This window comes from Streptomyces indicus (assembly GCF_900100315.1).
Taxonomy (GTDB): Bacteria; Actinomycetota; Actinomycetes; order Streptomycetales; family Streptomycetaceae; genus Streptomyces; species Streptomyces indicus.
The window spans coordinates 57,401-81,186 of record NZ_FNFF01000020.1 but is presented as its reverse complement, the minus strand read 5'-3'; the positions used below and the strand labels follow the sequence as shown (position 1 = coordinate 81,186).

At 73.6% G+C, this 23,786-nt stretch carries 21 protein-coding genes; 6 read left to right on the top strand and 15 right to left on the bottom strand.

Annotated elements, in window-relative coordinates:
* Positions 1-38 precede the first annotated feature (38 nt).
* A complete protein-coding gene (locus tag BLT97_RS32710; protein WP_093616830.1) occupies positions 39-251 on the bottom strand; it encodes a hypothetical protein in 213 nt (70 codons plus the stop codon).
* Between the two features lie 376 nt (positions 252-627).
* Here BLT97_RS32710 and BLT97_RS32705 point away from each other — a divergent pair, with 376 nt between their 5' ends.
* Positions 628-2,595 carry a HelD family protein gene (locus BLT97_RS32705; RefSeq protein ID WP_093616901.1) on the top strand — a complete coding sequence of 656 codons (1,968 nt, stop codon included), beginning with the start codon at positions 628-630 and terminating at the stop codon, positions 2,593-2,595.
* 313 nt (positions 2,596-2,908) lie between these two features.
* On the opposite strand, the gene BLT97_RS32700 is transcribed toward BLT97_RS32705, so the two are convergent.
* The gene (locus tag BLT97_RS32700) at positions 2,909-4,069 is read right to left on the bottom strand and encodes a hypothetical protein (RefSeq protein WP_093616828.1); all 1,161 of its coding nucleotides are present in this window, start codon (positions 4,067-4,069) and stop codon (positions 2,909-2,911) included.
* A gap of 371 nt (positions 4,070-4,440) precedes the next feature.
* Here BLT97_RS32700 and BLT97_RS32695 point away from each other — a divergent pair, with 371 nt between their 5' ends.
* The gene (locus BLT97_RS32695) at positions 4,441-6,876 is read left to right on the top strand and encodes a helicase-associated domain-containing protein (protein WP_093616826.1); all 2,436 of its coding nucleotides are present in this window, start codon (positions 4,441-4,443) and stop codon (positions 6,874-6,876) included.
* Between the two features lie 39 nt (positions 6,877-6,915).
* Here BLT97_RS32695 and BLT97_RS38120 read toward each other — a convergent pair whose 3' ends face one another.
* The 5 genes from BLT97_RS38120 to BLT97_RS32675 form a co-directional block, all read right to left on the bottom strand.
* Entirely contained in the window at positions 6,916-7,071 is a 156-nt protein-coding gene (locus BLT97_RS38120; RefSeq protein ID WP_176953971.1) for a hypothetical protein, read from the bottom strand.
* A 20-nt stretch (positions 7,072-7,091) separates the two neighbouring features.
* Positions 7,092-8,000 carry a hyaluronoglucosaminidase gene (locus BLT97_RS32690; protein WP_245769673.1) on the bottom strand — a complete coding sequence of 303 codons (909 nt, stop codon included), beginning with the start codon at positions 7,998-8,000 and terminating at the stop codon, positions 7,092-7,094.
* An 81-nt stretch (positions 8,001-8,081) separates the two neighbouring features.
* The gene (locus tag BLT97_RS32685) at positions 8,082-8,873 is read right to left on the bottom strand and encodes an ABC transporter ATP-binding protein (RefSeq protein WP_093616824.1); all 792 of its coding nucleotides are present in this window, start codon (positions 8,871-8,873) and stop codon (positions 8,082-8,084) included.
* On the bottom strand, positions 8,870-9,949 hold the full coding sequence (locus BLT97_RS32680) for a FecCD family ABC transporter permease (protein WP_093616822.1): 1,080 nt from the start codon (positions 9,947-9,949) through the stop codon (positions 8,870-8,872). Before BLT97_RS32680 ends, BLT97_RS32685 begins: the two co-directional genes overlap by 4 nt.
* 34 nt (positions 9,950-9,983) lie before the next feature.
* Positions 9,984-11,018 carry a FecCD family ABC transporter permease gene (locus tag BLT97_RS32675; RefSeq protein WP_176953970.1) on the bottom strand — a complete coding sequence of 345 codons (1,035 nt, stop codon included), beginning with the start codon at positions 11,016-11,018 and terminating at the stop codon, positions 9,984-9,986.
* A 117-nt stretch (positions 11,019-11,135) separates the two neighbouring features.
* Here BLT97_RS32675 and BLT97_RS32670 point away from each other — a divergent pair, with 117 nt between their 5' ends.
* Complete coding sequence (locus tag BLT97_RS32670) at positions 11,136-11,777, top strand: HAD family hydrolase (RefSeq protein WP_093616820.1); 642 nt, start codon at positions 11,136-11,138, stop codon at positions 11,775-11,777.
* Here BLT97_RS32670 and BLT97_RS32665 read toward each other — a convergent pair.
* Positions 11,753-11,992, bottom strand: a complete 240-nt coding sequence (locus BLT97_RS32665; RefSeq protein WP_093616818.1) for a hypothetical protein — start codon at positions 11,990-11,992, stop codon at positions 11,753-11,755. The two genes, BLT97_RS32670 and BLT97_RS32665, sit on opposite strands and share 25 nt — an antisense overlap.
* Before the next feature lie 192 nt (positions 11,993-12,184).
* Here BLT97_RS32665 and BLT97_RS38945 point away from each other — a divergent pair, with 192 nt between their 5' ends.
* The gene (locus BLT97_RS38945) at positions 12,185-12,568 is read left to right on the top strand and encodes a cold-shock protein (RefSeq protein ID WP_093616816.1); all 384 of its coding nucleotides are present in this window, start codon (positions 12,185-12,187) and stop codon (positions 12,566-12,568) included.
* On the opposite strand, the gene BLT97_RS32655 is transcribed toward BLT97_RS38945, so the two are convergent.
* From BLT97_RS32655 to BLT97_RS32640, 4 genes are read right to left on the bottom strand one after another with little or no spacing between them, the layout of a single operon-like run.
* Complete coding sequence (locus tag BLT97_RS32655) at positions 12,569-13,429, bottom strand: 1,4-dihydroxy-6-naphtoate synthase (protein ID WP_176953969.1); 861 nt, start codon at positions 13,427-13,429, stop codon at positions 12,569-12,571.
* Positions 13,422-14,072 (bottom strand): futalosine hydrolase, encoded by a 651-nt coding sequence (locus tag BLT97_RS32650; protein ID WP_093616814.1) that lies wholly within the window; start codon positions 14,070-14,072, stop codon positions 13,422-13,424. Before BLT97_RS32650 ends, BLT97_RS32655 begins: the two co-directional genes overlap by 8 nt.
* 10 nt (positions 14,073-14,082) lie before the next feature.
* A complete protein-coding gene (locus BLT97_RS32645; protein ID WP_093616812.1) occupies positions 14,083-14,571 on the bottom strand; it encodes a hypothetical protein in 489 nt (162 codons plus the stop codon).
* Between the two features lie 59 nt (positions 14,572-14,630).
* Complete coding sequence (locus tag BLT97_RS32640) at positions 14,631-16,004, bottom strand: MFS transporter (protein WP_176953975.1); 1,374 nt, start codon at positions 16,002-16,004, stop codon at positions 14,631-14,633.
* A gap of 344 nt (positions 16,005-16,348) precedes the next feature.
* On the opposite strand from BLT97_RS32640, the gene BLT97_RS32635 reads away from it, so the two are divergent.
* A complete protein-coding gene (locus tag BLT97_RS32635; protein ID WP_093616808.1) occupies positions 16,349-17,272 on the top strand; it encodes a DUF3027 domain-containing protein in 924 nt (307 codons plus the stop codon).
* A gap of 134 nt (positions 17,273-17,406) precedes the next feature.
* Positions 17,407-20,553, top strand: a complete 3,147-nt coding sequence (locus BLT97_RS32630; protein ID WP_093616806.1) for a sacsin N-terminal ATP-binding-like domain-containing protein — start codon at positions 17,407-17,409, stop codon at positions 20,551-20,553.
* A 33-nt stretch (positions 20,554-20,586) separates the two neighbouring features.
* On the opposite strand, the gene BLT97_RS32625 is transcribed toward BLT97_RS32630, so the two are convergent.
* The 3 genes from BLT97_RS32625 to BLT97_RS32615 all read right to left on the bottom strand — a co-directional run bounded on the left by BLT97_RS32625 (position 20,587) and on the right by BLT97_RS32615 (position 23,699).
* The gene (locus tag BLT97_RS32625) at positions 20,587-20,844 is read right to left on the bottom strand and encodes a Txe/YoeB family addiction module toxin (protein WP_093616804.1); all 258 of its coding nucleotides are present in this window, start codon (positions 20,842-20,844) and stop codon (positions 20,587-20,589) included.
* On the bottom strand, positions 20,841-21,116 hold the full coding sequence (locus BLT97_RS32620; protein ID WP_093616802.1) for a type II toxin-antitoxin system Phd/YefM family antitoxin: 276 nt from the start codon (positions 21,114-21,116) through the stop codon (positions 20,841-20,843). Before BLT97_RS32620 ends, BLT97_RS32625 begins: the two co-directional genes overlap by 4 nt.
* Before the next feature lie 117 nt (positions 21,117-21,233).
* A complete protein-coding gene (locus BLT97_RS32615) occupies positions 21,234-23,699 on the bottom strand; it encodes a cation-translocating P-type ATPase (protein WP_093616800.1) in 2,466 nt (821 codons plus the stop codon).
* Between the last annotated feature and the right edge of the window lie 87 nt (positions 23,700-23,786).

The window sequence follows — 23,786 nt, the reverse complement described above, 5'->3', positions numbered from 1 at the left end:
CTTGACGGAACGGGTCGGCGAACGGGTCGGCGGAGGGGTCAGTGGTCGCGGTGGGCCGGGCGGCGGCGGACGACGCCCGCGTCCTGGGCGTACTCGCCGAGGACGACGACGTCCATCGCCGCGCGGGCGAAGACCTTGACGGCACGCAGGGCGTTGCCGACGCGGTGGGTGTGGCGGACGGTGCCGGTGGCGGTCGCGCCGCTCGGCGGTCCGGTGCGGACAGGGCCTGGGGTGAAGGTTGCGCTGCTCATGTGTTCAAGGATGGGCGAGCACCCCCATATCAGACATCGACCTGGGGGCTGAACCCGACCCTCATCCCCATAGGGGACGCTCTCCGCCTTTGGGCAGAGGGACCCGCTCGACGGAAAACCGTTGGCACGGCCCGCGGAGCGTGATCTAAGCTTCTCCGTCTGCCCGGACCCCGGCGGCCGCACCGCCACGGGTCCCGCTTCCCGCCTCCGTAGCACCAGCGGAGTGCCGCCGCCCGGCCGGAAACCGGGGGCCAGCCCTGGAACGATCCTGGTTGGAGGCTTTGCCGTGCCCGTGCAAGAAGACCCCACCCGCGACGCCGGCCCCCTGGGCCGCGAACGCGCCCACCTCGCCGCGTCCCGCGCCGCCCTGCGCGCGATGCGGGAGGACGCGGAGGGGCTCGACATCCGCGACGTCACCGCGAACTGGGTGAACGCGGCGGTGCTCCAGCACCAGATCGACGAGCGCATCAAGTCCCTCGCCGACCTCGCCCACACCCCGCTGTTCTTCGGGCGGCTCACCTACCTGCACCCCGTGGGCGCGGAGGAGGCGGAGGGCGCGGCGGGCGACCAGTTCTACATCGGGCGCCGGCATGTGCACGACGCCGACGGCGACCCCATGGTCATCGACTGGCGCGCGCCCGTCTCGCAGCCCTTCTACCAGGCCTCGAAGCAGAAGCCGATGGACGTCGCGCTGCGCCGCCGGTTCGGCTACACGGGCGGCGAGATCACCGCGTACGAGGACGAACACCTCTCCGACCCGTCCGAGGCGGCGCAGACCAGCAAGCTGCTCCAGCAGGAGATCGAGCGGCCGCGCGTGGGCCCGATGCGCGACATCGTGGCCACCATTCAGCCCGAGCAGGACGAGATCGTCCGCAGCGGGCTCGGCGGCACGGTCTGCGTGCAGGGAGGGCCGGGGACCGGCAAGACGGCGGTCGGCCTGCACCGGGTCGCGTATCTGCTCTACGCGCACCGCGAGCGGCTCGCCCGCACCGGCACCCTCGTCATCGGACCCAACAAGTCCTTCCTGCACTACATCGAGCAAGTGCTGCCCGCACTCGGCGAGTTGGAGGTGCAGCAGGCCACCGTGGACGACCTCGTCGCGCACGTGGAGGTGCGCGGCACGGACGATGCCGCGTCCGCCCTGGTCAAGGGCGACGCGCGGATGGCCGAGGTGCTGCGGCGCGCGGTCCGCTCGCATGTGAGCATGCCGGCCGAGGCACTGATGGTGGTCCGCGGCTCGCGGCGCTGGCGCGTGCCCGCGTACGAACTGGAGGAGATCGTCCGGGAGTTGCTGGACCGCGACATCCGGTACGGGGCCGCGCGCGAGGCGCTCCCGCAGCGGATCGCGCACGCCGTGCTCGTCCGGATGGAGCAGGCCGGTGAGGCGCCCGACGACCGCGTGCAGGACGCCGTCGCCCGCAACACCGCCGTGAAGGCGGCCGTCAAGGCGATCTGGCCCCCGGTCGACCCCGCGAAGCTGGTGCTGCGCCTGCTGTCCGACGCGGACTTCCTCGCCGAGCACGCCGAAGGGGTGCTGAGCGAGGAGGAGCAGCGGACCATCCTCTGGGCGAAGCCCGCGCGCTCGGTGAAGTCGGCCAAGTGGTCGGCGGCGGACGCGGTCCTGATCGACGAGGCCGCCGACCTGGTGACCCGTACGCACTCGCTCGGCCATGTGGTCCTCGACGAGGCGCAGGACCTCTCGCCGATGCAGTACCGCGCGGTGGGCCGCCGCTGCACCACCGGCTCGGCCACCGTGCTCGGCGACCTCGCGCAGGGCACCACGCCCTGGGCGACGCGGAGTTGGGGCGAGGCGCTCGGCCACCTCGGCAAGCAGGACGCGGTGATCGAGGAGCTGACGGCGGGCTTCCGTGTGCCGCGCGAGGTGATCGCGTACGCCTCGCGTCTGCTCCCGTCGATCGCGCCGGGTCTGACGGAGGTGTCCTCGGTCCGCGAGTCGCCGGGATCCCTCTCGGTACGGGAGTCGTCCGCGCCCGACGAGGACGTGGTGGCCGCCTGCATGGAGTCCCTGGCGCACGAGGGCTCCATCGGCCTGATCGCGGCGGACGCGCGGATCCCCGTCCTGGCCAAGGCACTTGAGGGGGCCGGCCTCGGCTACCTGGGCCCCGGCGAGGAGACCACCCCGGACACCCGCCTCACACTCGTACCGGCGTCGCTCGCGAAGGGCCTCGAATACGACTACGTGGTCCTCGACGAACCGTCGGCGGTCGTGGCGGGCGAGCCGGACGAACGCACGGGCCTGCGCCGCCTGTACGTGGCGCTGACGCGTGCGGTGTCGGGCCTGATCGTGGTGCACGGCGAGCCGCTGCCGGAGGCGCTGGGCTGAATCCGGGGGGTGTCGGGCGGGCTGCGGTGCGGGGCGGGCTGCGGTGGTGCGGGTCCGCGCAGCCCGGTCCGTGGCGGCCCGGTCCGTGGCGGTCTGGTCCGTGGCGGTGCGGGTCCGTGCGGTCTGGTCCGTGGCGGTGCGGATTCATGCGGTCCGGTCCGTCGCGGTACGGATTCACGCGGCCTGGTGCGTGGCGGTGCGGGTCCGTGTGGTCGGGGCCGTGGCAGTCAGGATCCGTGGGGCCGGTCCGTGGCGATACGGATTCACGCGGCCCGGTCCGCCGCCGTACGTACCCACGCTGCCGGGCCTCCGCTCACTCCCCGCCGGACCGCCGCTGCGAGCGCCACACCAGGAACAGGGCCGAGGCGAGGGCGGCTCCGCGTACCACCCACGGCCAGGTCTCGGACACGGCCGAGCCCATCGCCTCGTCCGCGACGGGCTCGCCCCAGCGGCCCTCGACCCGGCCCCACAGCCATACGAGGCCGGAGGCCACGGCCAGCCCCGGCACCCACAGGACGGCGAGCTTCGCCTCGTTGCGGGTGAGGCGGCGCGAGGCGTACGCGATGCCCCAACCGGCCGCCAGCGGAAGGGGGTTGCCCATCACGACCCCCGCGACCAGGAGCGCGGCGGCGATGAGCAGCAGCGGATTGCTGAAGCTCAGGGAGCGCTCGGCGGGGGCGCGCCGCAACCGCGGCAGCAGCCGCCTGCGGCCGGCGGTCTCCACGGCCTCGTCGAGCTCGTCGCTCCCGTCCTCCTCGACGACCGCGGCCTTCTCGAGCCGCGCGGACCGCCGGGCGCCCGGCACCTGTCCGGCGCCCTCGTCCTCCTCGTCGTCCTTGGGCGGCGGCTTCAGTATTTCGGGGATCTCGATGCCGCCGACGAAGCCGGGCACGGTGTCCGAAGGCCCGAACGGGGTGGCGTCCACCCGCCACCAGTCCGGCTCCGACCCGCTCGGCCCGAGCTCGTCCTCGCCCGCGAGATGCGGCGGCGAGGCCACGGGGCGCGGCGGCAGCTCGGGCTCATCGCCCGGCCCGGAACGGCGGGGGCGAGGGAGGGTGCGGCGCAGGCCGGAGAGCCCGGCCAGGCCGGAACGGCGTCCTGAGTCCGAGTCGTCCGGCACCGCCGACCCGCCGGACGTGGCGGACCCGCCTGCACCGTCCGACTCCTTCGCCGCCCGCCCGAACCGCCGTGTCCCGGTGCGCTGGACCGGCACCTCCACGTCGGGCGGCAGATCGAGCTCCTGGCCCGCCGCCGCCTTCGCCACGAGCTCCTCGGGCCGGCCGATCCGCGCGAGCAGCCGCCGGACGGACGCGGGGGTCTCGCCGCCGACCGCCCGGCCGCGCCGCTTCTCGATCTCCGCGCGCACCTCGGTGACCAGGCGCATCCGCGCCGAGGAGGACAGCTGCCGCTGCTGGGCCAGGTCGCCGACCCGGCTCAGATAGTCGAAGACCAGCTGATCGCTCTCGATCGCCACCGGACCGAACCCCCTGCCGCCTTGCCGTTGTCCACAGGACTCGCCCGCCACGCGAGCCACCAGCGCACGCACAGCCACCGGCGCCCGCACAGCCGCCGCCACGCGGGCCGCCCTCGCCGCGCGAGCCGCCGCACCCGAACCGCCGCCGTCACCCGAGCCGCCATCGCCGCCCGCGCCCGGAGACCGCCCGACCCGACCGCCGCCCGACCGTCGCCGCCCGCGCCGCCGCAGCCACCCGCGGCGCCACGGCCGCCGTGCACCGTCGCGCACCGCCAAGTCCCGTCCGGGTATGCCCTCTTACGTCATCCCGGCGCTCCGACCGTACCGCGCACACCGCCGCCCTGTCGGTCCCAGGGACTACCGTGGTGCGGATGAGGACCGAGAGCACGGCCACTGCCACCCCGCGGACGCTGGCCGAGGAGCTGCGGCAGCGCGACGACGCGTCGCTCGCCGCCCTGCTGCGGGCGCGGGCCGACCTGCTCAGTCCGGTGCCCAACGACCTGACCCAGCTCGCCACCCGGGCCGGCACGCGTGCCTCGGTCGTCCGCGCCCTGGAGCGCCTCGACACCTTCGCGCTCCAGACCGCCGAGGCGCTCGCGGTCGCCCCTGACCCGGCCACGTACGCGCAGCTGGAAGCCCTCCTCACCGGCGACGGCGAGCGGGACGCGGACATCGAGGCCGCCCTGCCCGTGGCGCTCGCCACCCTGCGCGAGCAGGCCCTCGTGTGGGGCGGGGACGACCGGCTGCGCCTGGTGCGCACGGCGCGCGAGCTGCTCGCGCCGAGCCCGGGCCACCCCTCGCCGACCGGCCTCGGACCCACCGTCGCCGAGGCCACCTCGGGGATGTCGCCGGGCCGCGTGCAGCAGCTGCTCGCGGGCGCGGGCCTCACGCCCACGCACGACGCGGTGTCGGCGGTCACCGCGCTCACGGACCTGTTCCGCGACCGTACGAGGATGAGCGCCCTGCTCGACGAGGCCCCCGTGGACGCCTTGGAGGTGCTCGGGCGGCTGACGTGGGGGCCGCCGTACGGGCAGGTCACCGCCCAGCCCGCGCCCCACGTCCGCTGGCTGCTCGACCGCGGACTGCTGCTGCCCACCGCGCCCGGCACCGTGGTGCTGCCGCGCGAGGCCGCGCTGCACCTGCGCGGCGGGCGCGCGCACCGCGAGCCCAGGCCGCTGCCGCCGCCGGTCGAGGCCGCGTCCACGCACAGCGGCCGCGTGGTCGACGCCACCGCGGCCGGGCAGGCCTACACCGCGCTCGCCACCGTCGAGGAGCTCCTGAAGGACTGGGACGAGGGCGGGCCCGCGGTGCTGCGGGCCGGCGGCCTGAGCGTGCGCGACCTCAAGCGTACCGCCGTCGCGCTCGACGTGTCGGAGCCGGTGGCGGCCTTCTGGATCGAACTCGCCTACGCGGCGGGCCTGGTGGCCTCCGACGGCGAGGCCGACGAGCGGTACGCCGCGACGCCCGCGTACGACGCATGGCTGGAGCAGTCGCCCGCCGAGCGCTGGCAGGTGCTGGCGACCGCGTGGCTCGCGGCCACCCGCGCGCCGGGCGTGGCCGGTTCGCGCGACGCCAAGGACCGCGTGATGTCGGTGCTCGGCCCGCACCTGGACCGTTCGGCCGCCCCCGAGGTCCGCCGCCGCGTCCTCGACCTGCTCGCCGCGCTGCCGGAGGGCGGCGCGCCCGCCCCGGCGTCGATTCTCGAACGGCTGCGCTGGGAGCGCCCGTTGCGCGGCGGCGCGGCCGGCTCCGGCGCCGCGGGCCAGGACGACCTGCGCTCGCGCCTGGCCCAATGGGCGCTCACGGAAGCCGAGTTGCTGGGCGTGACGGGCCGCGGCGCCCTCTCCTCGCACGGCCGCGCGCTGCTCGTCGAGGACGACGAGCTGCTCGTACGGGTGCTCGCGCCCCTCATCCCGGACCCGCTCGACCACGTCCTGCTCCAGGCCGACCTCACCGCGGTCGCGCCCGGCCCCCTGGAGCGCCCGCTCGCCGACATGCTGGGCGTCCTCGCGGACGTGGAGTCCAAGGGCGGTGCCACGGTCTACCGGTTCACGGCCGCCTCGGTCCGCCGCGCGCTCGACGCCGGCAAGTCCGCCTCCGACCTCCAGGCCTTCCTGACGGCCCACAGCCGTACGCCCGTGCCGCAGCCGCTGGCGTACCTGATCGACGATGTGGCCCGCAAACACGGCCACTTGAGGATCGGCGCGGCCTCCGCGTACGTGCGCTGCGACGACGAGGCCGTCCTCGGCGAGATCCTCGCCGACAAGCGCTCCCAGGGCCTGCGCCTGCGCCGCCTGGCCCCCACGGTCCTGGCCGCCCAGGCGGACCCCGGCACCCTCCTCGAAGGCCTGCGCACGATGGGCTTCGCCCCGGCCGCCGAGTCGGCCGAAGGCGACGTCCTGATCACCCGCGCCCACTCCCACCGCACCCCGCCGCGCACACCCCCGGAGCCGGTCCCCGACGGCCCCCCGGTCCCCGACGCCACGCTGCTCGGCGCGGCGGTCCGCGCGATCCGCGCGGGCGACCTGGCCTCCACCGCCCCGCGCAAGGAGACCCCGACGACCACGGACGGCCATCTCCCGCGCACCACGGCCGCGGAGACGCTGGCCACGATGCAGGCGGCGGTGATGACAGGCGACGCCCTGTGGATCGGCTACGTCAACGCGGAGGGCACCGCGAGCCAGCGCGTCATCGCCCCCGTCCGCGTGGAGGGCGGCTTCGTCACGGGCTACGACCACACGGCCGACGAGGTCCGCACGTATCCGCTGCACCGGATCACGGGGGTGGCGGAGCTGGCGGAGGAGTGAGCTGCGGTGGCCGGGGCTCGTCCGGTCACCCCCGTCTGCTCAGGACTCCGCCTCCGCCGGCTGCGCGGCGAGGGCGAGTTCGGCCCGGAGCGCCTGGTTCTCGGACTCGAGCACGGCGATGCGCTTGCGCGCGAAGTAGAGCTCCATGACGGCGTCCTGGAACTCGGCTACGAGTTGTTCGGGGGTCAGTTCCACGGTGGTTCCTCGGGGTTCGGTCAGGCCGGGGCGATGGTGGTGACTGTGCCGTTGGAGCCGTGCCACACGAGAGCCCCGTTCTCCGCGTAGAGGACGCCGCCGTTGGCGGGGTTCGTGGTGGGCTTGAGCGCGCGGTTGCGGATGCCGACGACCGCGTCACCTCCGCCGAACTGCGGCGATCCGCTGCCACCGAGGTACACGTTGCGCGAGGCAAGCGTTCCGTCGTTGAGGACTCGGGTCTGCGAGACGTCCTGGCTGTTGCGGAAGTCGGCGAGGTGGGCGGTGCTCTCAGGGTTGGCCTGCAGCATCAGGCCCATCGTGTCACCCGGGCGCTGGGCGATCTCGATCCGAGCACGGGGGTTCATCCCGTACGGCAGACCGAGGCCGACTCGGCCGTTGGCCTTCACGACGAAGTCGTCCACCTTGTCCTCGTTGTTGCGCAAGGTGATGAGGTTGCCCTTGGTCGGTCCGTTCCCGGGCGCGGGCCGCATGAAGATGCCCTGGGCCCGCGTTCCTTCCACGCCGTCCGCGGTCGACAACCAGATGGAGATCGCCGCGGCTTCGTAGTCCGACCCGTCCGCGTAACCCTGGTGCGTGACCTTGAGAGTGCCGCGCGCCTTCTCCTTGCCGGACACCCACATCGCGGAATCGTTCGGGTTCGTCGACGTGACGTTCAGCGCCACGCTGTCGACGACGGTCCCCGCCTGCCGCACCGTCAGCGTGTGCGTGTGCGCGGTAGCCGCGGTGCCGGCGAACGACGACATCGCAGCCGAATCCGTGTGGAACGAGGTGGCCTTCACCGCCCCGGTGAACGTCGTGTCCCCTTCGACGACGCCCTCCGCCTCGGCTGCGGCCGCCTCACTCGCCCCCGCAGCCACGGTCACAGCCCCCGCCGTGAACGCACCCAGGAACAGCCTTCTTGAAGTCATCGCAGAATCCCCACCCTGTTGAACGTCAGATGACGCCCCAAGTAAACCCTGTGACCCGTGGGTCCGGTGGGGGAGTGGCGGCTACGCCGCCTTCCACGGCGCCCCCGGCACCACCAGCGGCGACCCCGTCACCGGGTCCGGGACCACCACGCAGTCCAGGCCGAAGACCTCGTGGACGAGATCCGCCGTGACCACCTCCGAGGGCGGGCCCGAGGCCACCACGCGGCCCGACTTCATCGCGACGAGGTGGTCGGCGTAGCGGGCGGCCTGGTTGAGGTCGTGCAGGACGACCACCACCGTGCGGCCCTTGTCGTGGTTCAACTGGCGGACCAGGTCGAGGACTTCCACCTGGTGCGAGATGTCCAGGTACGTGGTCGGCTCGTCGAGCAGGAGCAGGTCCGTCTCCTGCGCGAGGGCCATCGCGATCCACACGCGCTGGCGCTGGCCGCCGGAGAGCTCGTCCACGGAGCGCTCCGCCAGGTCCGTGACGTCGGTGCGGGCCATCGCCTCCGTCACCGCGCGCTCGTCCTCGTCCGACCACTGCTGCCACCAGTGCTGGTGCGGCTGGCGCCCGCGCGAGACCAGGTCCGCGACCGTGATCGCCTCGGGGGCGACGGGGGTCTGCGGGAGCAGGCCGATCTGCTGGGCGATGCGCTTGGTGGGCAGTTTGGCGAGTTCGCTGCCGTCGAGCAGGACCGCGCCCGACTTCGGCTTGAGGAGGCGGCCGAGGGCGCGCAGCGTGGTCGACTTGCCGCAGGCGTTGGGGCCGACGATCACGGTGACCCGGCCGTCCGGGATCGCGAGGTCCAGGTCCTCGACGACCGTGCGGTCCTCGTAGGCGAGGGTCAGCGCCTGGGTGGTGAGCCGGCTCACGAGCTTCCTCCGACGGTACGGCTGCGGATGATCAACCAGATCAGATACGGCGCGCCCACCGCGGCCGTCAGGACTCCCACCGGCAGTTCGGTGGGCGAGAAGAGCCGACGCGCGAGCAGGTCTGCGAGCACCACGATCAGCGCGCCCATGAGCGCGCTGGAGACCAGCGGGATCTGCGCGGTCCGGGTCATCCGGCGCGCGATCTGCGGCGCGAGCAGCGCCACGAAGTCCACCGGCCCGGCGGCCGCGGTGGCCACCGAGGCGAGCACCACACCGAGTCCGACCAGACCGAGCCGTACGCGCCCGAGCCGCACCCCGAGCGCGGTCGCCGTGTCGTCGTCGAGGGACACGTTGCGCTGGGCGCGCGCGGCCCACGCGATCGCCGGCACGAGCACCAGGAGCAGCGGTCCGAGTACCTCGGCCTCGGGCCAGCCGCGCCCGTTGAGCGACCCGGTCATCCAGATCTGCGCCTGCTGGGCGACGAGGTAGTCGCCCTTGGTCATGAACAGCGTGGTGACCGAGCGCAGCGCGATCGCGAAGCCGATGCCGATCAGGACGAAGCGCGTGGCGTGCAGCCCGCCGCGCCACGCGAAGAGATAGACCAGCGCGGCGGCGAGGATCCCGCCCGCCACGGACAGATACGGCAGCACGCTGTACGAGGTGACGCCCAGCGTCATCGCGGCGACCGTGAGCGCGCTCGCACCCTGGCTGATGCCGATGACGTCGGGGCTCGCGAGCGGATTGCGCGCGACGGTCTGGACCAGGGCGCCCGCGACACCGAAGGCGAGGCCCACGAGCAGGGCCACGACCAGACGCGGCAACCGCAGCTCCTCGACGACCAGTTCGTCGGGCGAGGTGCCGCCGAGCAGGACCTTCAGGACGTTGCCGGGAGAGACGAAGGACTCGCCCACGCACAGGTAGAGCACCGAGGCCGCGGCAAGCAGCACGAGCAGCGCGGCGCCCATGCCCACCGCCCGCCGGTGCACGAGGAACGCGGCCGGTCCCGTGCGCAGCACGCCGTAGCCGGCGGGACGCACCCGGCTGCCCTTCGCGGAGGAGTCGGCGAGGGTGCTCATGCCGCCACCGCCCCGTGCCGTACGGCCGCCGGGTTCATGCCGCCACCGCCTTCCGCCGTACGAGCGTCACCAGGAACGGCACACCGATCAGCGCGGTCATCACACCCGCAGGCACCTCCGACGGCGGGAAGACCACCCGCCCGACCACATCCGACACGAGCAGCATCACGGGCCCGATCAGCGCGGCCATCGGCAGCACCCAGCGGTGGTCCGAGCCCACGACCGCCCGCGCGATATGCGGCACCGCGAGCCCGACGAACGCGATCGGACCGGCCGCCGCGACCCCGACCCCGGTGAGCACGGTCGCCCCGAGCCCGCCCACGATCCGCACGGTCGCGACCCGCTGCCCGAGCCCCTTCGCCACGTCCTCGCCGAGCGCCAGCGCGTCGAGCCCGCGCGCCACCGAGAACACCAGGACCACCCCGACGAGCAGGAACGGCCACACCTGCCCGACCACGTCGGACCCGCGTCCGGCGATCGACCCGACCTGCCAGAACCGGAACTCGTCCAGCGCGGACGCCTTCGTCGTCAGGACCGCCATCGTCACGGACACGAGCAGCGCGTTGATCGCCGCACCGCCGAGCGCGAGCTTCACGGGCGTCGCGCCCCCGCGCCCGCTGGAGGCGATCGCGTACACCGCGACGGAGGCGACGGCGGCGCCCGCGAACGCGAACCACACGTATCCGGAGAGCGAGTGGATCCCCGCGAACGCGATGGCGAGCACGACCGCCACGGACGCGCCCTGGCTGATCCCGAGGATCCCGGGGTCCGCGATCGGATTGCGCGTGATGCCCTGCAACGCGGTGCCCGCGAGGGCGAGCGCGGCGCCCACCATCAGACCGATCAGCGTGCGCGGCACCCGCAGCTCCCGTACGACCTCGGCCGCGTCGCTGTGCCCGCCGTTCAGGAGCGCATCGACGACGGCCGACGGCGCGATGGCGCGGGCGCCGACGGCGAGCGAGAGCAGCACGGCGAGGAGGAGCGCGAGGAGCGCCACTCCGGTCAGGGCGAGGCGTCTGGCCGCGATCGGGCGGTGCGCCTTGGGGGAGGTGGCGGCGGCGGTCGGCATCGTGCCCTTTTCTGCGTTACGGGCGTCACGCCGCGTGTTCGTTCGAGCTCAGGGTGGCCTAAGTCTAGAACTCGGACACCCGGACCGGACCCGCACCCACCCGGTGACAATGGCCCCATGACCTCGAACGCGCGCCCGCAGCCCCCGCTCACCGTCGGCTTCGACCTCGACATGACCTTGATCGACTCACGGCCGGGGATCAAGGTCTGCTGGGAGGCGCTGGCCGCCGAGACGGGCGTCCCGATCGACGCGGACCTCGTGGTCAGCCGGCTCGGCCCGCCCCTCGAACACGAGCTGGCGCACTGGTTCCCTGCCGAGGAGATCCCCGCGCTCGCCGATCGCTACCGTGAGATGTACCCCACATACGCGATCACGCCGTCGCCGGCGATGCCCGGCGCCCGCGAGGCCGTCGCCGCGGTCCGCGCGGCCGGCGGCCGGGCGATCGTCGTCACCGCGAAGCACGAGCCGAGCGCCAAGCTCCACCTCGACCACCTGGGCATCGAGCCGGACGCCGTGATCGGCTGGCTGTGGGCGGAGGCCAAGGCCGAGGCGCTCAAGGAGTACGGCGCCTCGGTCTACGTCGGCGACCACCTCGGCGACGTGCGGGGCGCACGTGTCGCGGGCGCCCTGTCGGTGGCGGTGCCGACCGGCCCCTGCTCGGCGGAGGAGCTGCGCGCGGAGGGCGCGGACGTGGTCCTGGCGGACCTCGTCGCGTTCCCCGCCTGGTTCGCGTCCTACTCGGCGGCTGCGCGCGCCTGACGGCGCTGCACTGCGATCGACTTGAGGACGCCCGCCCCGGCGACCGCGAAGCCGACGCCCATCAGCATGCACACGGCGTACGCCACGGGCGGGAAAGGCTCCGTGCCGAGGAACAAAGGGGCGACCGTGGCCAAAGTGGCCACCGTCCCGATGAGGAAGATGATCGCGCCGACCCGTACGAGCCGGTCGCCGGGTCCTGAAGGTGTGTTGCTCACGCGACCAGGGTAGTTCCCAGCGGACAGGGGCCGGCGGGCACCGTGAAAAGCGGGCTTGTCAGGCGCGCCGTTGCCAATAGTCTTGGTGTCGGCGGGTTCTTCGGACCCGCTGCAGTGCTATCAAGAGCCGTTTTTTCCGCCGCCGCGTATCGCGGCCGGCCCCGGAACAGCAGACGACGAGGACGGACAGACGTGCCTACCGGCAAGGTCAAGTGGTTCAACAGCGAGAAGGGCTTCGGCTTCCTCTCCCGCGATGACGGCGGCGACGTCTTCGTGCACTCATCCGTGCTGCCCGCCGGCGTCGACTCGCTCAAGCCCGGCCAGCGCGTGGAGTTCGGCGTGGTCGCCGGCCAGCGCGGCGACCAGGCCCTCTCCGTGACCCTGCTCGACCCGACGCCGTCGGTGGCCGCGGCCACCCGCCGCAAGCCCGACGAACTGGCGTCGATCGTGCAGGACCTGACCACACTCCTGGAGAACGTGACGCAGCAGCTGGAGCGCGGCCGCTACCCCGACAAGGCCTCCGGCGCGAAGATCGCCGGCATGCTGCGGGCGGTGGCGGACCAGCTCGACGTCTAGCTAGATCAAGTCCAGCGCATCGCGGCCGAGGGGCGGGACGAGCCCCTCGGCCGCGGCGCGTGTGAGCAGTCCGCGGATCGCCGCGTGCCCGTCCTCGCCGAGGTCGGCCGTGAACTCGTTGACGTACAGGCCGATGTGCTGGTCGGCCACCGCCGGATCCATCTCCTGCGCGTGCTCCAGGACGTACGCGCGCGAGGCCTCGGGGTCGTCCCAGGCCATCCGCACCGACGTACGGGCCGCGTCCGCAAGTGACTTCAGGGTCTCCTCGCCGAGCGAGCGCTTCGCGATGATCGCGCCGAGCGGGATCGGCAGGCCGGTGGTCCGCTCCCAGTGCACGCCCATGTCGGCCAGGCAGTGCAGGCCGTAATTCTGATACGTGAAGCGCGCCTCGTGGATGACGAGGCCGGCGTCCACGCGGCCGTCGCGCACGGCGGGCATGATCTCGTGGAAGGGCAGCACGACGATCTCGCCCACGCCGCCGTCCTTCAGGGTGTCCGCCGCCCACAGCCGGAACAGCAGATACGCCGTGGACTTCTCGCTCGGCACCGCGACCGTCTTCCCCGTGAGGTCCACGTCCGGCTCGCGCGTGAGCACCAGCGGCCCGCAGCCCCGGCCCAGCGCACCGCCGCAGGGCAGCAGCGCGTACTCGTCGAGCACGTAGGGCAGCACCGCGTAGGAGACCTTGAGGAGGTCGAACTCCCCGCGCTCGGCCATCCCGTTGGTGATGTCGATGTCCGCGAAGGTCACGTCGAGCTCGGGCGCCCCCGGCACCAGACCGTGCGCCCAGGCGTGGAACACGAAGGTGTCGTTGGGGCAGGGCGAGTAGGCGATCTTCAGCGGCCGCGCGGCGATGTCAGTCATACGGGTTCCAACTCTCCAGTACGGGCGCCGCCTTCCCGAACCCGTCCGTGAGCGCCTTCAGCGCGTCGCCGATCCGCCAGGCGGAACGGTCGCGCGGGCCGACCGGGTTGGAGACGGCGCGTATCTCGACGGCCGCGAGGCCCTGCGCGGCGGCGGCTTCGGCGACTCCGAAGCCCTCCATCGCCTCGATCAGCGCGCCGGGGTGGCGCGCGGCCAACTCCTGCGCGCGGGCAGCGGACCCGGTGACCGTGGAGACGGTGAGCACGGGGCCGGTGCGGGCCCCGGTGGCGGCGGCGAGCGCCCGTACGAGGGACGCGGGCGGCTCGTGGCGGACCAGGCCGAAGCCGAGGTCCGTGACGGGCACGAAGCCCTCGGGGGTCTCGGCGCCCAGGTCGGCGGCGACGATCGCGTCGGAGACGGCGAGGGAGCCGACCGGGGCGGCGGGGGCGAACCCGCCGCCGATGCCGGCGGAGACGACGAGCCCGTAGGGCCGGCCGCCGAGTGCGGCGGCGGTCAGCTCACGGGCGGTGGCCGCGGCGGCGGCCGCGGGGCCCACGCCCGCGGCGATCACGTCCGGGCCCGGCGCGCCGGCGGTGACGGCCTCCGCCTCCGCCGGCACCGCGGTCACGACCAGGATGCGCACGCCGTGCTGCTTACGCGTCGGCGTTCTCGAGCTTGAAGTTCCACACGCCCTTGACCTTGTCGCCGCGCTCGTTCTGCTCGACGACGCTCACGTAGAGGGTCTTGGGGGCGGGCTGGCCCTGCTGGGGCGCGAACAGATCGATGCCCTCGAAGGAGTAGTACGTCTTCTTGTACGGGTTCGTGGCCTGCTGGCCGTTGATCCACAGCGACCAGCCGGTCTCGGCGACCTTCGGGTCGACCCCGACGCGCAGCGTCTCGCCCTGGCTGACCTTGATGGTCTTCGAGGACTTCTTGAGGGCGCACTTGGCGGCCTCGGCCATCGGGAGGTTCTTGTCGTGCTCGTAGCAGGTCGCGTCGGTCGACACCGAGTCGCTGCCGAAGGTGACGGTCGCGACGGGGCTCGGCTTCTCGCACGCGGAGAGCACGAGCAGGCCGGCCGAAACGGCGCCAAGCGTGGCCGCGACGCGGCGGCCCTTGGCGGAGAAGCGCAGGGAGGTCATGGCCGAAGGCTATCGGGAGGGCAGGGACGGACGGCCAGGTGGGTACGGCGTGGCGATCCTCACGCCACCCGCGGGCGGGCGGGCCCGTGGCGGGCCGCGCCGAGCAGTCCCCGTACGGTCAGCAGCCAGGACGTGCCGACCAGCGCGGCGGCCACGGCGAAGCCGAGCACCCCGTGCAGCGGGAGCACGATGCCGATCGCGCCGCCCACCACCCACGCCATCTGGAGCAGGGTCTCGGAGCGGGCGAAGGCGGAGTTGCGGACCAGTTCCGGCACATCGCGCTGGATCAGCGCGTCGAGCGCCAGCTTCGCCAGGGCCTGGGCCGCGCCCGTGACCGCGCCGAGCGCGGCCACCAGCGGGGCGCCGAAGAACACGGCCGCGGTGACCGCGACACCGGTGGCCACCGCGCCCACCGTCACCACGATCAGCTCGGGCGCCCGGCCCCGCAGCGCCGCGCCGACCGCCGTGCCCAGCGCGTTCCCGAGCCCGGCCGCCACCGCGACCATGCCCAGCGAGACGGCGGCGCTCTGCCCGTCGAAGGGGTGCTCGCGCAGCAGGAACGCCAGGAAGAAGATCAGGAACCCGGACAGGCAGCGCAGCCCCGCGTTCGCCGCGAGCGCGTGCGTGACGGCCGGACCGACGGTCCTGAGGCCCGGCTTCTTCCCGTACTCCCGCTGCTGCCCGAGATGCAGATGGTCCTCGTCGGCGGCGAGCAGCGCCCGGTCCTCGCCCTTGGCCGAGTCCACCTTGTGGGGCAGCGTGAAGGACAGGAAGGTGCCGACGACGAAGAGCGAGAACGCCGCGTACAGCGGCCAGCGCGGCCCGAGCTGGTGCAGGCCCGCGCCGACCGGTGCCGCGAGTCCGGTCGCGAGCAGCCCGCCGAGCGTCACCCGCGAGTTCGCCTTCACCAGCGAGAACGCCGGCGGAAGCAGCCGCGGCACGACGGCGCTTCTGACCACCCCGTACGCCTTCGACGCGACCAGCACCCCGAGCGCCGCCGGATACAGCTCGAGCGTCCCGGCGACCACCGCGCCCGCCAGCATCAGCGCGAGCAGCGCGCGGGCCAGCATCGCCGCGGCCATCGCCGCGCGGCGGCCGTGCGGGATGCGGTCGAGCAGCGGGCCGATCACCGGGGCGAGCAGCGTGAAGGGGGCCATTGTGATGGCGAGGTAGAGCGCGACGCGCCCGCGGGCCTCGTCGGTCGGCACGGAGAAGAAGACGGTGGAGGCGAGGGCGACGGTGACGAGCATGTCGCCCGCGCTGTTCACCGCGTGCAGCTCGATGAGCTTGCCGAGCCCGGACTCGCCCGCGCCGTGCGCGCTGGTGACCTTGCGGATCCCGCGTCCCGTTTTCGCAAAGGGCGCGCTCAGGACGCGGCCTGCGGCCCGGCCCGCCTTGCGCACCGCATTCCCCGAAGCACGTGAGCCCGAAATGGTCACCCCGACATAGTGCCCCAACGCGCCCGGCGCTCACCCCGTCCGGACGCCTGATCCCTGCCGCGGACCCGGCCGCGTTTCCCCGCGTCCGGCACCCCTTCGCGGAACGGGTCGACGAGGCCGTGTGGGCCTCGGCCCTCGGAGGGGGTAGCGTGCGTAGCGCGCCTGCGGCGGTTGGTCTTGGCCGCGCGCCTCTTCGCGATCCCGCAGAATGGATGGCGTAGGTGCGCCCGAGAGTGACCGGGCGCGGACGTCGACGCGGTCCCCTGGTCCGCTCCGTCCGCCCCCGTCGCCGGAAGCCGGCGCACCCGAAGACACGGCGTAGGAGAGAAGCGATACCTGTGAGCGCAGCGACAACGCGAAGCCGCACCCCCGACCGCCTGTGCGCCGAGGCGGTCGACCTTGCGAGGGAGGCCGCCGAGGAGGCCGCCTACCCGGGCGTCGTCGGAGAGCACGTCTCCGCGATCGCCGAAGGGGACCGGGTCGTCACCCACTTCTTCGAGTGCAAGGAGCCGGGCTACCGCGGCTGGCGCTGGGCGGTGACCGTCGCCCGCGCCTCCCGCGCGAAGTTCGTCACCCTGGACGAAACGGTGCTGCTGCCCGGCCCCGACGCCCTGCTCGCCCCCGAGTGGGTGCCGTGGAGCGAGCGGCTGCGCCCCGGCGACATGGGCCCCGGCGACCTGCTCCCGACCGAGGCGGACGACCTGCGCCTGGAGCCGGGCTTCACCGGCGAGGACGCGCCGCCGCCGAACTCGGTGGTCTCCGAGGAGATGGCCGAGCTCGTCGAGGCCGAGGACGCCGAGGTCACCGACGGCTCGCCCGCCGAGCTGCCCGCCGCGCCCTCGCGCGGCTCCATCTCCGCGGTGGCCGAGGAGCTCGGCATGCGCCGGGCCCGGGTCCTCTCGCGGTACGGGCTGCACGTGGCGGCCGACCGCTGGGACGAGAACTTCGGCGCGAAGACCCCGATGGCGCAGGCCGCTCCGGCCTCCTGCGTCTCCTGCGGCTTCCTCGTCCCGCTCAGCGGCTCCCTGCGGCAGGCCTTCGGCGTCTGCGCCAACGAGTTCGGCCCGGCGGACGGCCACGTGGTCTCGCTCTCGTACGGCTGCGGCGGGCACTCCGAGGCGGCCGTCATGCCGAAGCCGCCGACGCCCTCGCAGCCGGTGATCGACGAGTTCCACGTGGACCCGCTGCCGCTGCGCCCGGACGCCGATTCGGGTTCGGTGTCGGTGGGCGCCGGTGCCGCGGAGGATCTGGGGCACTCGTAACGGGCTCCCGGGGGCGGGCGCGCTCCCGGGTGCGGGCGAGTCCGGGCTGAGGTGCGGGCGGGGACCCCGGGTTCCCAGGCGGTACCGTCACTCCAGCCGGAACCCAGGCAGCCCCCGACCCGGAAGGTCACCCCGTGACGAGCAAGCCCGTGCGCCCCGCACAAGAAGGGCAGGACCCCTTCGGCACCGCGAGGCTGCGCAGAGGTGTGCTCGACGCCTGGGCCGCCTCGGCGGCGCGGTTCCGTGAGGACGCCAACGCCGAGGAGGACCTCGCACTCGGCGGCTACCGCGACCGCCTCGTCGTGGAGTTGGCGCAGAACGCCGCCGACGCCGCGGCCCGCACCGGCGCCCCGGGCCGGCTGCGCCTGACGCTCAGGAACCGGACCCTGGCCGCCGCCAACACCGGCGCCCCGCTCGACGCCCGCGGCGTCGAATCCCTCAGCACCCTGCGCGCCAGCGCCAAGCGCGAGGACACGCAGGGCGCCGTCGGCCGCTTCGGCGTCGGCTTCGCGGCCGTGCTCGCCGTGTCCGACGAACCGGCCGTCCTGAGCCGGGCCGGCGGGGTGCGCTGGTCCCTCGGGGAGGCCCGCACCCTCGCGCAGGAGACGGCCGCCCACCACCCGGAGCTCGGCGAGGAGTTGCGGCGCCGCGAGGGACATGTGCCGCTGCTTCGGCTGCCGTTCGCCGCCGAGGGCGCGCCCCCCGCCTCGTACGACACCGTCGTGGTGCTTCCGCTGCGCGACGCCGCCGCGGCCGGCCTCGCGGAGCGGCTGCTCGCCGCCGTGGACGCCTCGCTGCTGCTCACCCTGCCCGGCCTCGCCGAGGTCGTCGTGGAGACCGACGACGAGGTCAGGACCCTGACCCGGCACACCGGGGACGACGGGCTCGTCCGCATCGAGGACACCCGCGACGGCACCACCCGCTGGCGCACCGTCACGCAGCACGGCCCGACCGACCCCGCGCTTCTGGCGGACCGGCCGGTCGAGGAGCGCCTGCGCCCGCACTGGTCCGTCACCTGGGCCGTGCCCGTCGGCGCCGACGGCGCGCCCGAACGCCCGCGCACCGCGCCGGTCCTGCACGCCCCGACCCCGAGCGACGAACCGCTCGGCGTCCCGGCCCTGCTCATCGCCTCGTTCCCGCTGGACACCACCCGCCGGCACGTGGCGCCGGGCCCGCTCACCGACTTCCTCGTGGGCCGCGCGGCCGCCGCGTACGCCGAACTGCTCGGCGCCTGGCGGCCCGTGTCCACCGGCCTGATCGACCTCGTGCCGGGCCCGCTCGGCAAGGGCGAGCTGGACGGTGCGCTGCGGGCGGCGGTCCTGGAGCTGCTGCCGCGCACCGCGTTCCTGCCGCCCGCCCTCACGGGTGCGCAGCCCGACACGAGTGCGCCGGCCGACGCCGACGAACTCCCCGTCGCCCTGCGCCCGTTCGAGGCCGAGGTGGTCGAGGGCGCGGGCGCCGAGACCGTACGGGTGCTCGCCGAGGTGCTGCCGACGCTCCTCCCGGCCGGCCTGGAGCGCCGCGCCGAGCTGCGCACGCTGGGCGTCGCCCGCGTCCCGTTGCAGGACGCCATCGACCGGCTTGCGGGCCTGGAGCGCGCGGCCGGCTGGTGGGGGAGGCTCTACGAGTCCCTGGCGGGTGTGGACCCCGACCGGCTGACCGGCCTTCCGGTGCCGCTCGCCGACGGCCGGACCACCATCGGCCCGCGCCAGGTGCTGCTGCCCACCGCCGAAACCCCTTCGGACGCCGACCGGTTGGCGCGCCTGGGCCTCAAGGTCGCCCATCCCGACGCCGCCCACGCGCTCCTGGAGAAGCTGGGCGCCCTGCCCGCCACCCCGCGCGCCGTGCTCCGTACGCCCCAGGTCAGGACCGCCGTCGCGGCGTCGCTCGACGGAGCGACCGGCGATGTGTGGGACGAAGACGCCCTGGACGCCGAGGAGTTGGCCGAGGTGGTCCTCGGGCTCGCTCGTGACGCTGCCCTCGCGCCCGGCGACGAACCCTGGCTCGGCGCGCTCGCGCTCCCCGACGACGAGGGCGAACTCGCCCCGGCCGGTGAACTCGTCCTGCCCGGCAGCCGTTTCGCCTCGGTGATCCGGCCCGGCGAACTCGCCGAGGTCGACGCCGAGCTGGCCGGCCGCTGGGGCGAGCAGCCCCTCGCCGCCTGCGGCGTGCTGGCCGACTTCGCGCTCGTACGGGCCACGGACGTCGTCCTCGACCCCGACGAACTCGAGCCGCGCGAGGGCGACTTCGCCGAGCCCGACGACGCCGGACTGCTCGACGCGGTGGACGTGTGGTGCGAGGACCTCCTCGACGCGCTGCCCGACACCCCGGTGCCGCCGGTCGCCACCGAGCTCATCGCCGTACGCGACCTCGACCTCGTCGACGACGACCGCTGGCCCGAAGCCCTCGCCCTGCTCGCGCAGCCCCCGCTCAGGGACGCCCTCACCCAGCGGGTCCGCATCCTGCTGCCCGACGGCACCACCGAGACCGCCCGCCCGTACACGGCCTGGTGGCTGCGCGGGCACCCCGTGCTCGACGGGCGCCGCCCGGCCGGTCTGCGCGCGGCCGGCGGCGACCCGCTGCTCGCGGGCCTCTACGAGGAGGCCGACGCGAGCGGCTTCGAGGACGAGCAGGTCCTGCGCGCCCTCGGCGTGCGCACCTCGGTGGCCTCACTCCTTGACGAGCCAGGCGGCGCGGCCGAGCTCCTCGACCGCCTCGCCGACCCGTCCCTGCCGGTCTCGGCGGCTCAACTGCACGGGCTGTACGGGGCGTTGGCGCTGCTCGACCCCGAGCAGGTCACGCTCCCCGACGAGCTGCGGGCCGTGGTGGACGGCGAGGTGGTGGTCGTGGACGCTGCGGACGCCCTGGTCGCGGACGCCCCGGACCTGCTGCCCTTCGCCGAGGGCCGCCCGCTGCTCCCGGTCGCGCCCGCGCGCGCCGCCGACCTGGCGGACCTTTTCCAGGTACGGCGCCTCAGCACGGTCGTCACGGGAGCGGTCACGGGCGAGGGCACCACACACGAGGTCCCGCCCTCGGTCCGCACCCTGCTGGGCCCCTCGACCCCGTCCTCGTACCGCGAATACGAGGAGCTCCTGGTCGACGGCCTCGAAGTCGACTGGCACCGCGGCCGCGACGGCACGGTCCACGCGGCCACCCTGGAGGGCGTGGCGGCGGGCCTCGCCTGGGCGGCGGGCCAGTGGCCGCGGCGCTTCGAGGTGGCGGCGCTGCTCGAGGACCCGTCCCGCACGGAGGAACTGGCGCGGGACCGCTGGTTCGACTGACCTGCCGACCCGGCCGGACGGTCGGCGGCCGGGTCAGTAGTGGTAGCGCGCCTGGAGGATCTTCACTTCTTTGTCGTCCGCCCGATAGACCAGTCGGTGCTCGTCATCGATTCTGCGGGACCAGTACCCCGACAGGTGGCCCTTGAGCGGCTCGGGCTTCCCGATACCGGTGAACGGATCCCGCTGGATCTCGCCGATCAGCCGCACGATCCGGCGGGCCGTCTTCCGGTCCGACGCCAGCCAGAACTGGAAGTCCTCCCAGGCTGCGGGGTCGAAGTGGACACTCCTCACTCCTCGCCTCCGGCGAGCTCCCTCAGCTCGTCCACCGTCCGATCGACCGTGGTCGATCCCTCCCGGTCACGAGCCACAGCCTCCATCAGGCGCCTGGCGCTGGCCGGTGAACGCAGCAGGTACACCGTCTCCTGCCAGGCGTCATAGTCGTCCGCGGACATCAGAACGGCGTCACCGTTCTTGGAGGTGATGCGCACTGGGGCGTGGTCGGTGTTGACGCGCTCTATCAAGGGGAACAGCGTCGCCCTGGCTTCACTGGCGCTGATGGACATGGCGGCAGCCTTCCACTGGTACCGATAACCCGTACCGCCATGGTACCGGAAACATGTACAAGTAAAGAGCCCGGCCCCTCACCCCGAGGGACCGGGCTCTTCGCGTACGGGAGAGAGCTACGCCGGGAACTTCCGGTCCACCCACCGGAACGCGAACTCGATCCCCGCCGCCGCGACCGCCGCGATCGCCACCGCCGCCCACGGCATCGTCGTGCCCGCGAGCTTCAGCTGGAAGAAGTCCTGGAGCCAGGGGACGACCATGACGAGCATGAAGCCGAAGCCCATCGCGCCGATCAGGAGCAGGCGCCACCAGGTGTAGGGGCGGGCGATGATCGCCAGGACCCAGATGGCCACCAGGAAGAGGCAGAGCGTGGCCGCGCTGGTCTCCGCCTCGCGGGCGCCCGCGCCCGTGTAGTGGTGGCGGGCCAGGACGTAGGTGACGAACGTGGCCGTGCCCGCGATCACGCCGCCCGGGATCGCGTACCGCATGACGCGTTTCACGAAGTGCGGCTTCGCGCGCTCCTTGTTGGGGGCGAGCGCGAGGAAGAAGGCCGGGACGCCGATCGTCAGGGTGGAGAGCAGGGTGAGGTGGCGGGGCAGGAAGAGGTACTCGACCTGCGTGCAGACCACCAGGAGGGCGAGCAGCACCGAGTAGACCGTCTTCACGAGGAAGAGGGTCGCGACCCGCGTGATGTTGCCGATGACGCGGCGGCCCTCGGCCACCACCGAAGGCAGCGTCGCGAAGCTGTTGTTGAGGAGCACGATCTGCGCGACCGCGCGCGTCGCCTCCGAGCCCGAGCCCATCGAGACGCCGATGTCGGCGTCCTTGAGCGCGAGTACGTCGTTGACGCCGTCGCCGGTCATCGCGACCGTGTGGCCCTTGGACTGGAGCGCACCGACCATGTCCCGCTTCTGCTGCGGGGTGACGCGGCCGAACACCGCGTTCTCGTCGAGCACTTGGGCCATCTCGGCCTGGTCCTTGGGCAGCGTACGGGCGTCGACCGTGTTCTCCGCGCCGGGCAGACTCAGCTTGCCGGCCACCGCGCCGACCGAGACCGCGTTGTCACCGGAGATCACCTTGGCGGCGACGTCCTGCTCCTCGAAGTAGCGCAGGGTGTCGGCCGCGTCCGGGCGCAGACGCTGCTCCAGGACCACCAGGGCGGTGGCGCGGGCGCCCTCGGCGACCCGCGGATCGTCCAGCTCGGAGGCCTCGCTGCGGGCGAGAAGGAGCACGCGCAGGCCCTGCTTGTTGAGCTCCTCGATCTCGGCGAGCGCCGGGTCGTCGGCGGGAAGCAGTACGTCGGGGGCGCCGAGCAGCCAGGTCGAGTCCTCGCCGTCGCCCTCGCTGAAGCTGGCGCCGCTGTACTTGCGGGCCGAGGAGAACGGCAGCGACTCGGTGCAGCGCCAGTCCTCGTGGTCCGGGTAGGCGTCGATGATGGCCTGGAGGGAGGCGTTCGGGCGCGGGTCGGACTCGCCGAGTGCACCGAGCACCTTGCGTACGTACGTCTCGTCCGCGCCGTTCAGCAGGCGCAGGTCCGTGACGTCCATGCCGCCCTCGGTCAGCGTGCCCGTCTTGTCCAGGCAGACCGTGTCCACGCGCGCGAGGCCCTCGATGGCCGGGAGTTCCTGCACGAGGCACTGCTTGCGGCCCAGGCGGATCACGCCGATCGCGAAGGCCACGGAGGTCAGCAGGACCAGGCCCTCGGGGATCATCGGGACGATGCCGCCCACCGTGTACGCGATGGACTGCTTCAAGTCGTCGTCCTTGACGACCAGTTGCGAGATGACCAGACCGATCGAGGTCGGGATCATCAGCCACGTCACGTACTTGAGGATCGTGGAGATGCCGGAGCGCAGCTCGGAGTGGACGAGCGTGAAGCGGCTGGCCTCCTCGGCCAGCTGGGCCGCGTACGCCTCGCGTCCCACCTTCGTCGCCGTGTGCGCGCCGCCACCCGCGACCACGAACGACCCGGACATCACCTGGTCGCCGGGCTTCTTCAGGACGGGATCGGCCTCGCCGGTGAGCAGCGACTCGTCGACCTCCAGACCGTCGGCCTCGATCACCTCGCCGTCGACCACGATCTTGTCGCCGGGCCCGATCTCGATCAGGTCCCCGAGCACGATCTCGGAGGTGGACACCTCGGCCGCGACCCCGTCGCGCCGCACGGTCGGCTTGGCCTCGCCGATCACCGCGAGGCTGTCCAGGGTCTTCTTGGCGCGCCACTCCTGGATGATGCCGATGCCGGTGTTCGCGAGGATCACGAAGCCGAAGAGGCTGTCCTGGATCGGCGCGACGAACAGCATGATGAACCAGAGCACGCCGATGATCGCGTTGAAGCGCGTGAAGACGTTGGCGCGCACGATGTCGGTCATCGACCGGCTGCTGCGCACCGGGACGTCGTTGATCTCCCCGCGCGCCACCCGCTCGGCGACCTCGGCGGTGGTCAGACCGCGGGCCCGGTCGGGGGCCGCTTCAGGGGGCGGGACCGGGTGCACCGGATCGAGTTCGGCGCCGGCGTCGATCGCCGGTGGCCTGCCTCCGGGGTCGGGTCCGTCGGTGTCTAGCTGTGCCCGCTGCGTCATGAGTCAGACGGTACGGGGCCGGGGGTGCTCTTTCGCGTCGAGGGCGCGGGAATCAGGGATACGGAGCCGGAAGATCCGACCTGGGTA

Excerpts from the sequence above, each read along its gene's own strand:
- BLT97_RS32670 (WP_093616820.1), top strand. The coding sequence starts at position 11,136 with ATGACCTCGAACGCGCGCCCGCAGCCCCCGCTCACCGTCGGCTTCGAC.
- BLT97_RS32620 (WP_093616802.1), bottom strand. The coding sequence starts at position 21,116 with ATGTCCATCAGCGCCAGTGAAGCCAGGGCGACGCTGTTCCCCTTGATA.
- BLT97_RS32675 (WP_176953970.1), bottom strand. The coding sequence starts at position 11,018 with ATGCCGACCGCCGCCGCCACCTCCCCCAAGGCGCACCGCCCGATCGCG.
- BLT97_RS32695 (WP_093616826.1), top strand. The coding sequence starts at position 4,441 with ATGAGGACCGAGAGCACGGCCACTGCCACCCCGCGGACGCTGGCCGAG.
- BLT97_RS32655 (WP_176953969.1), bottom strand. The coding sequence starts at position 13,429 with ATGACTGACATCGCCGCGCGGCCGCTGAAGATCGCCTACTCGCCCTGC.
- BLT97_RS32645 (WP_093616812.1), bottom strand. The coding sequence starts at position 14,571 with ATGACCTCCCTGCGCTTCTCCGCCAAGGGCCGCCGCGTCGCGGCCACG.
- BLT97_RS32680 (WP_093616822.1), bottom strand. The coding sequence starts at position 9,949 with ATGAGCACCCTCGCCGACTCCTCCGCGAAGGGCAGCCGGGTGCGTCCC.
- BLT97_RS32705 (WP_093616901.1), top strand. The coding sequence starts at position 628 with ATGCGGGAGGACGCGGAGGGGCTCGACATCCGCGACGTCACCGCGAAC.
- BLT97_RS32690 (WP_245769673.1), bottom strand. The coding sequence starts at position 8,000 with ATGACTTCAAGAAGGCTGTTCCTGGGTGCGTTCACGGCGGGGGCTGTG.
- BLT97_RS32615 (WP_093616800.1), bottom strand. The coding sequence starts at position 23,699 with ATGACGCAGCGGGCACAGCTAGACACCGACGGACCCGACCCCGGAGGC.
- BLT97_RS32710 (WP_093616830.1), bottom strand. The coding sequence starts at position 251 with ATGAGCAGCGCAACCTTCACCCCAGGCCCTGTCCGCACCGGACCGCCG.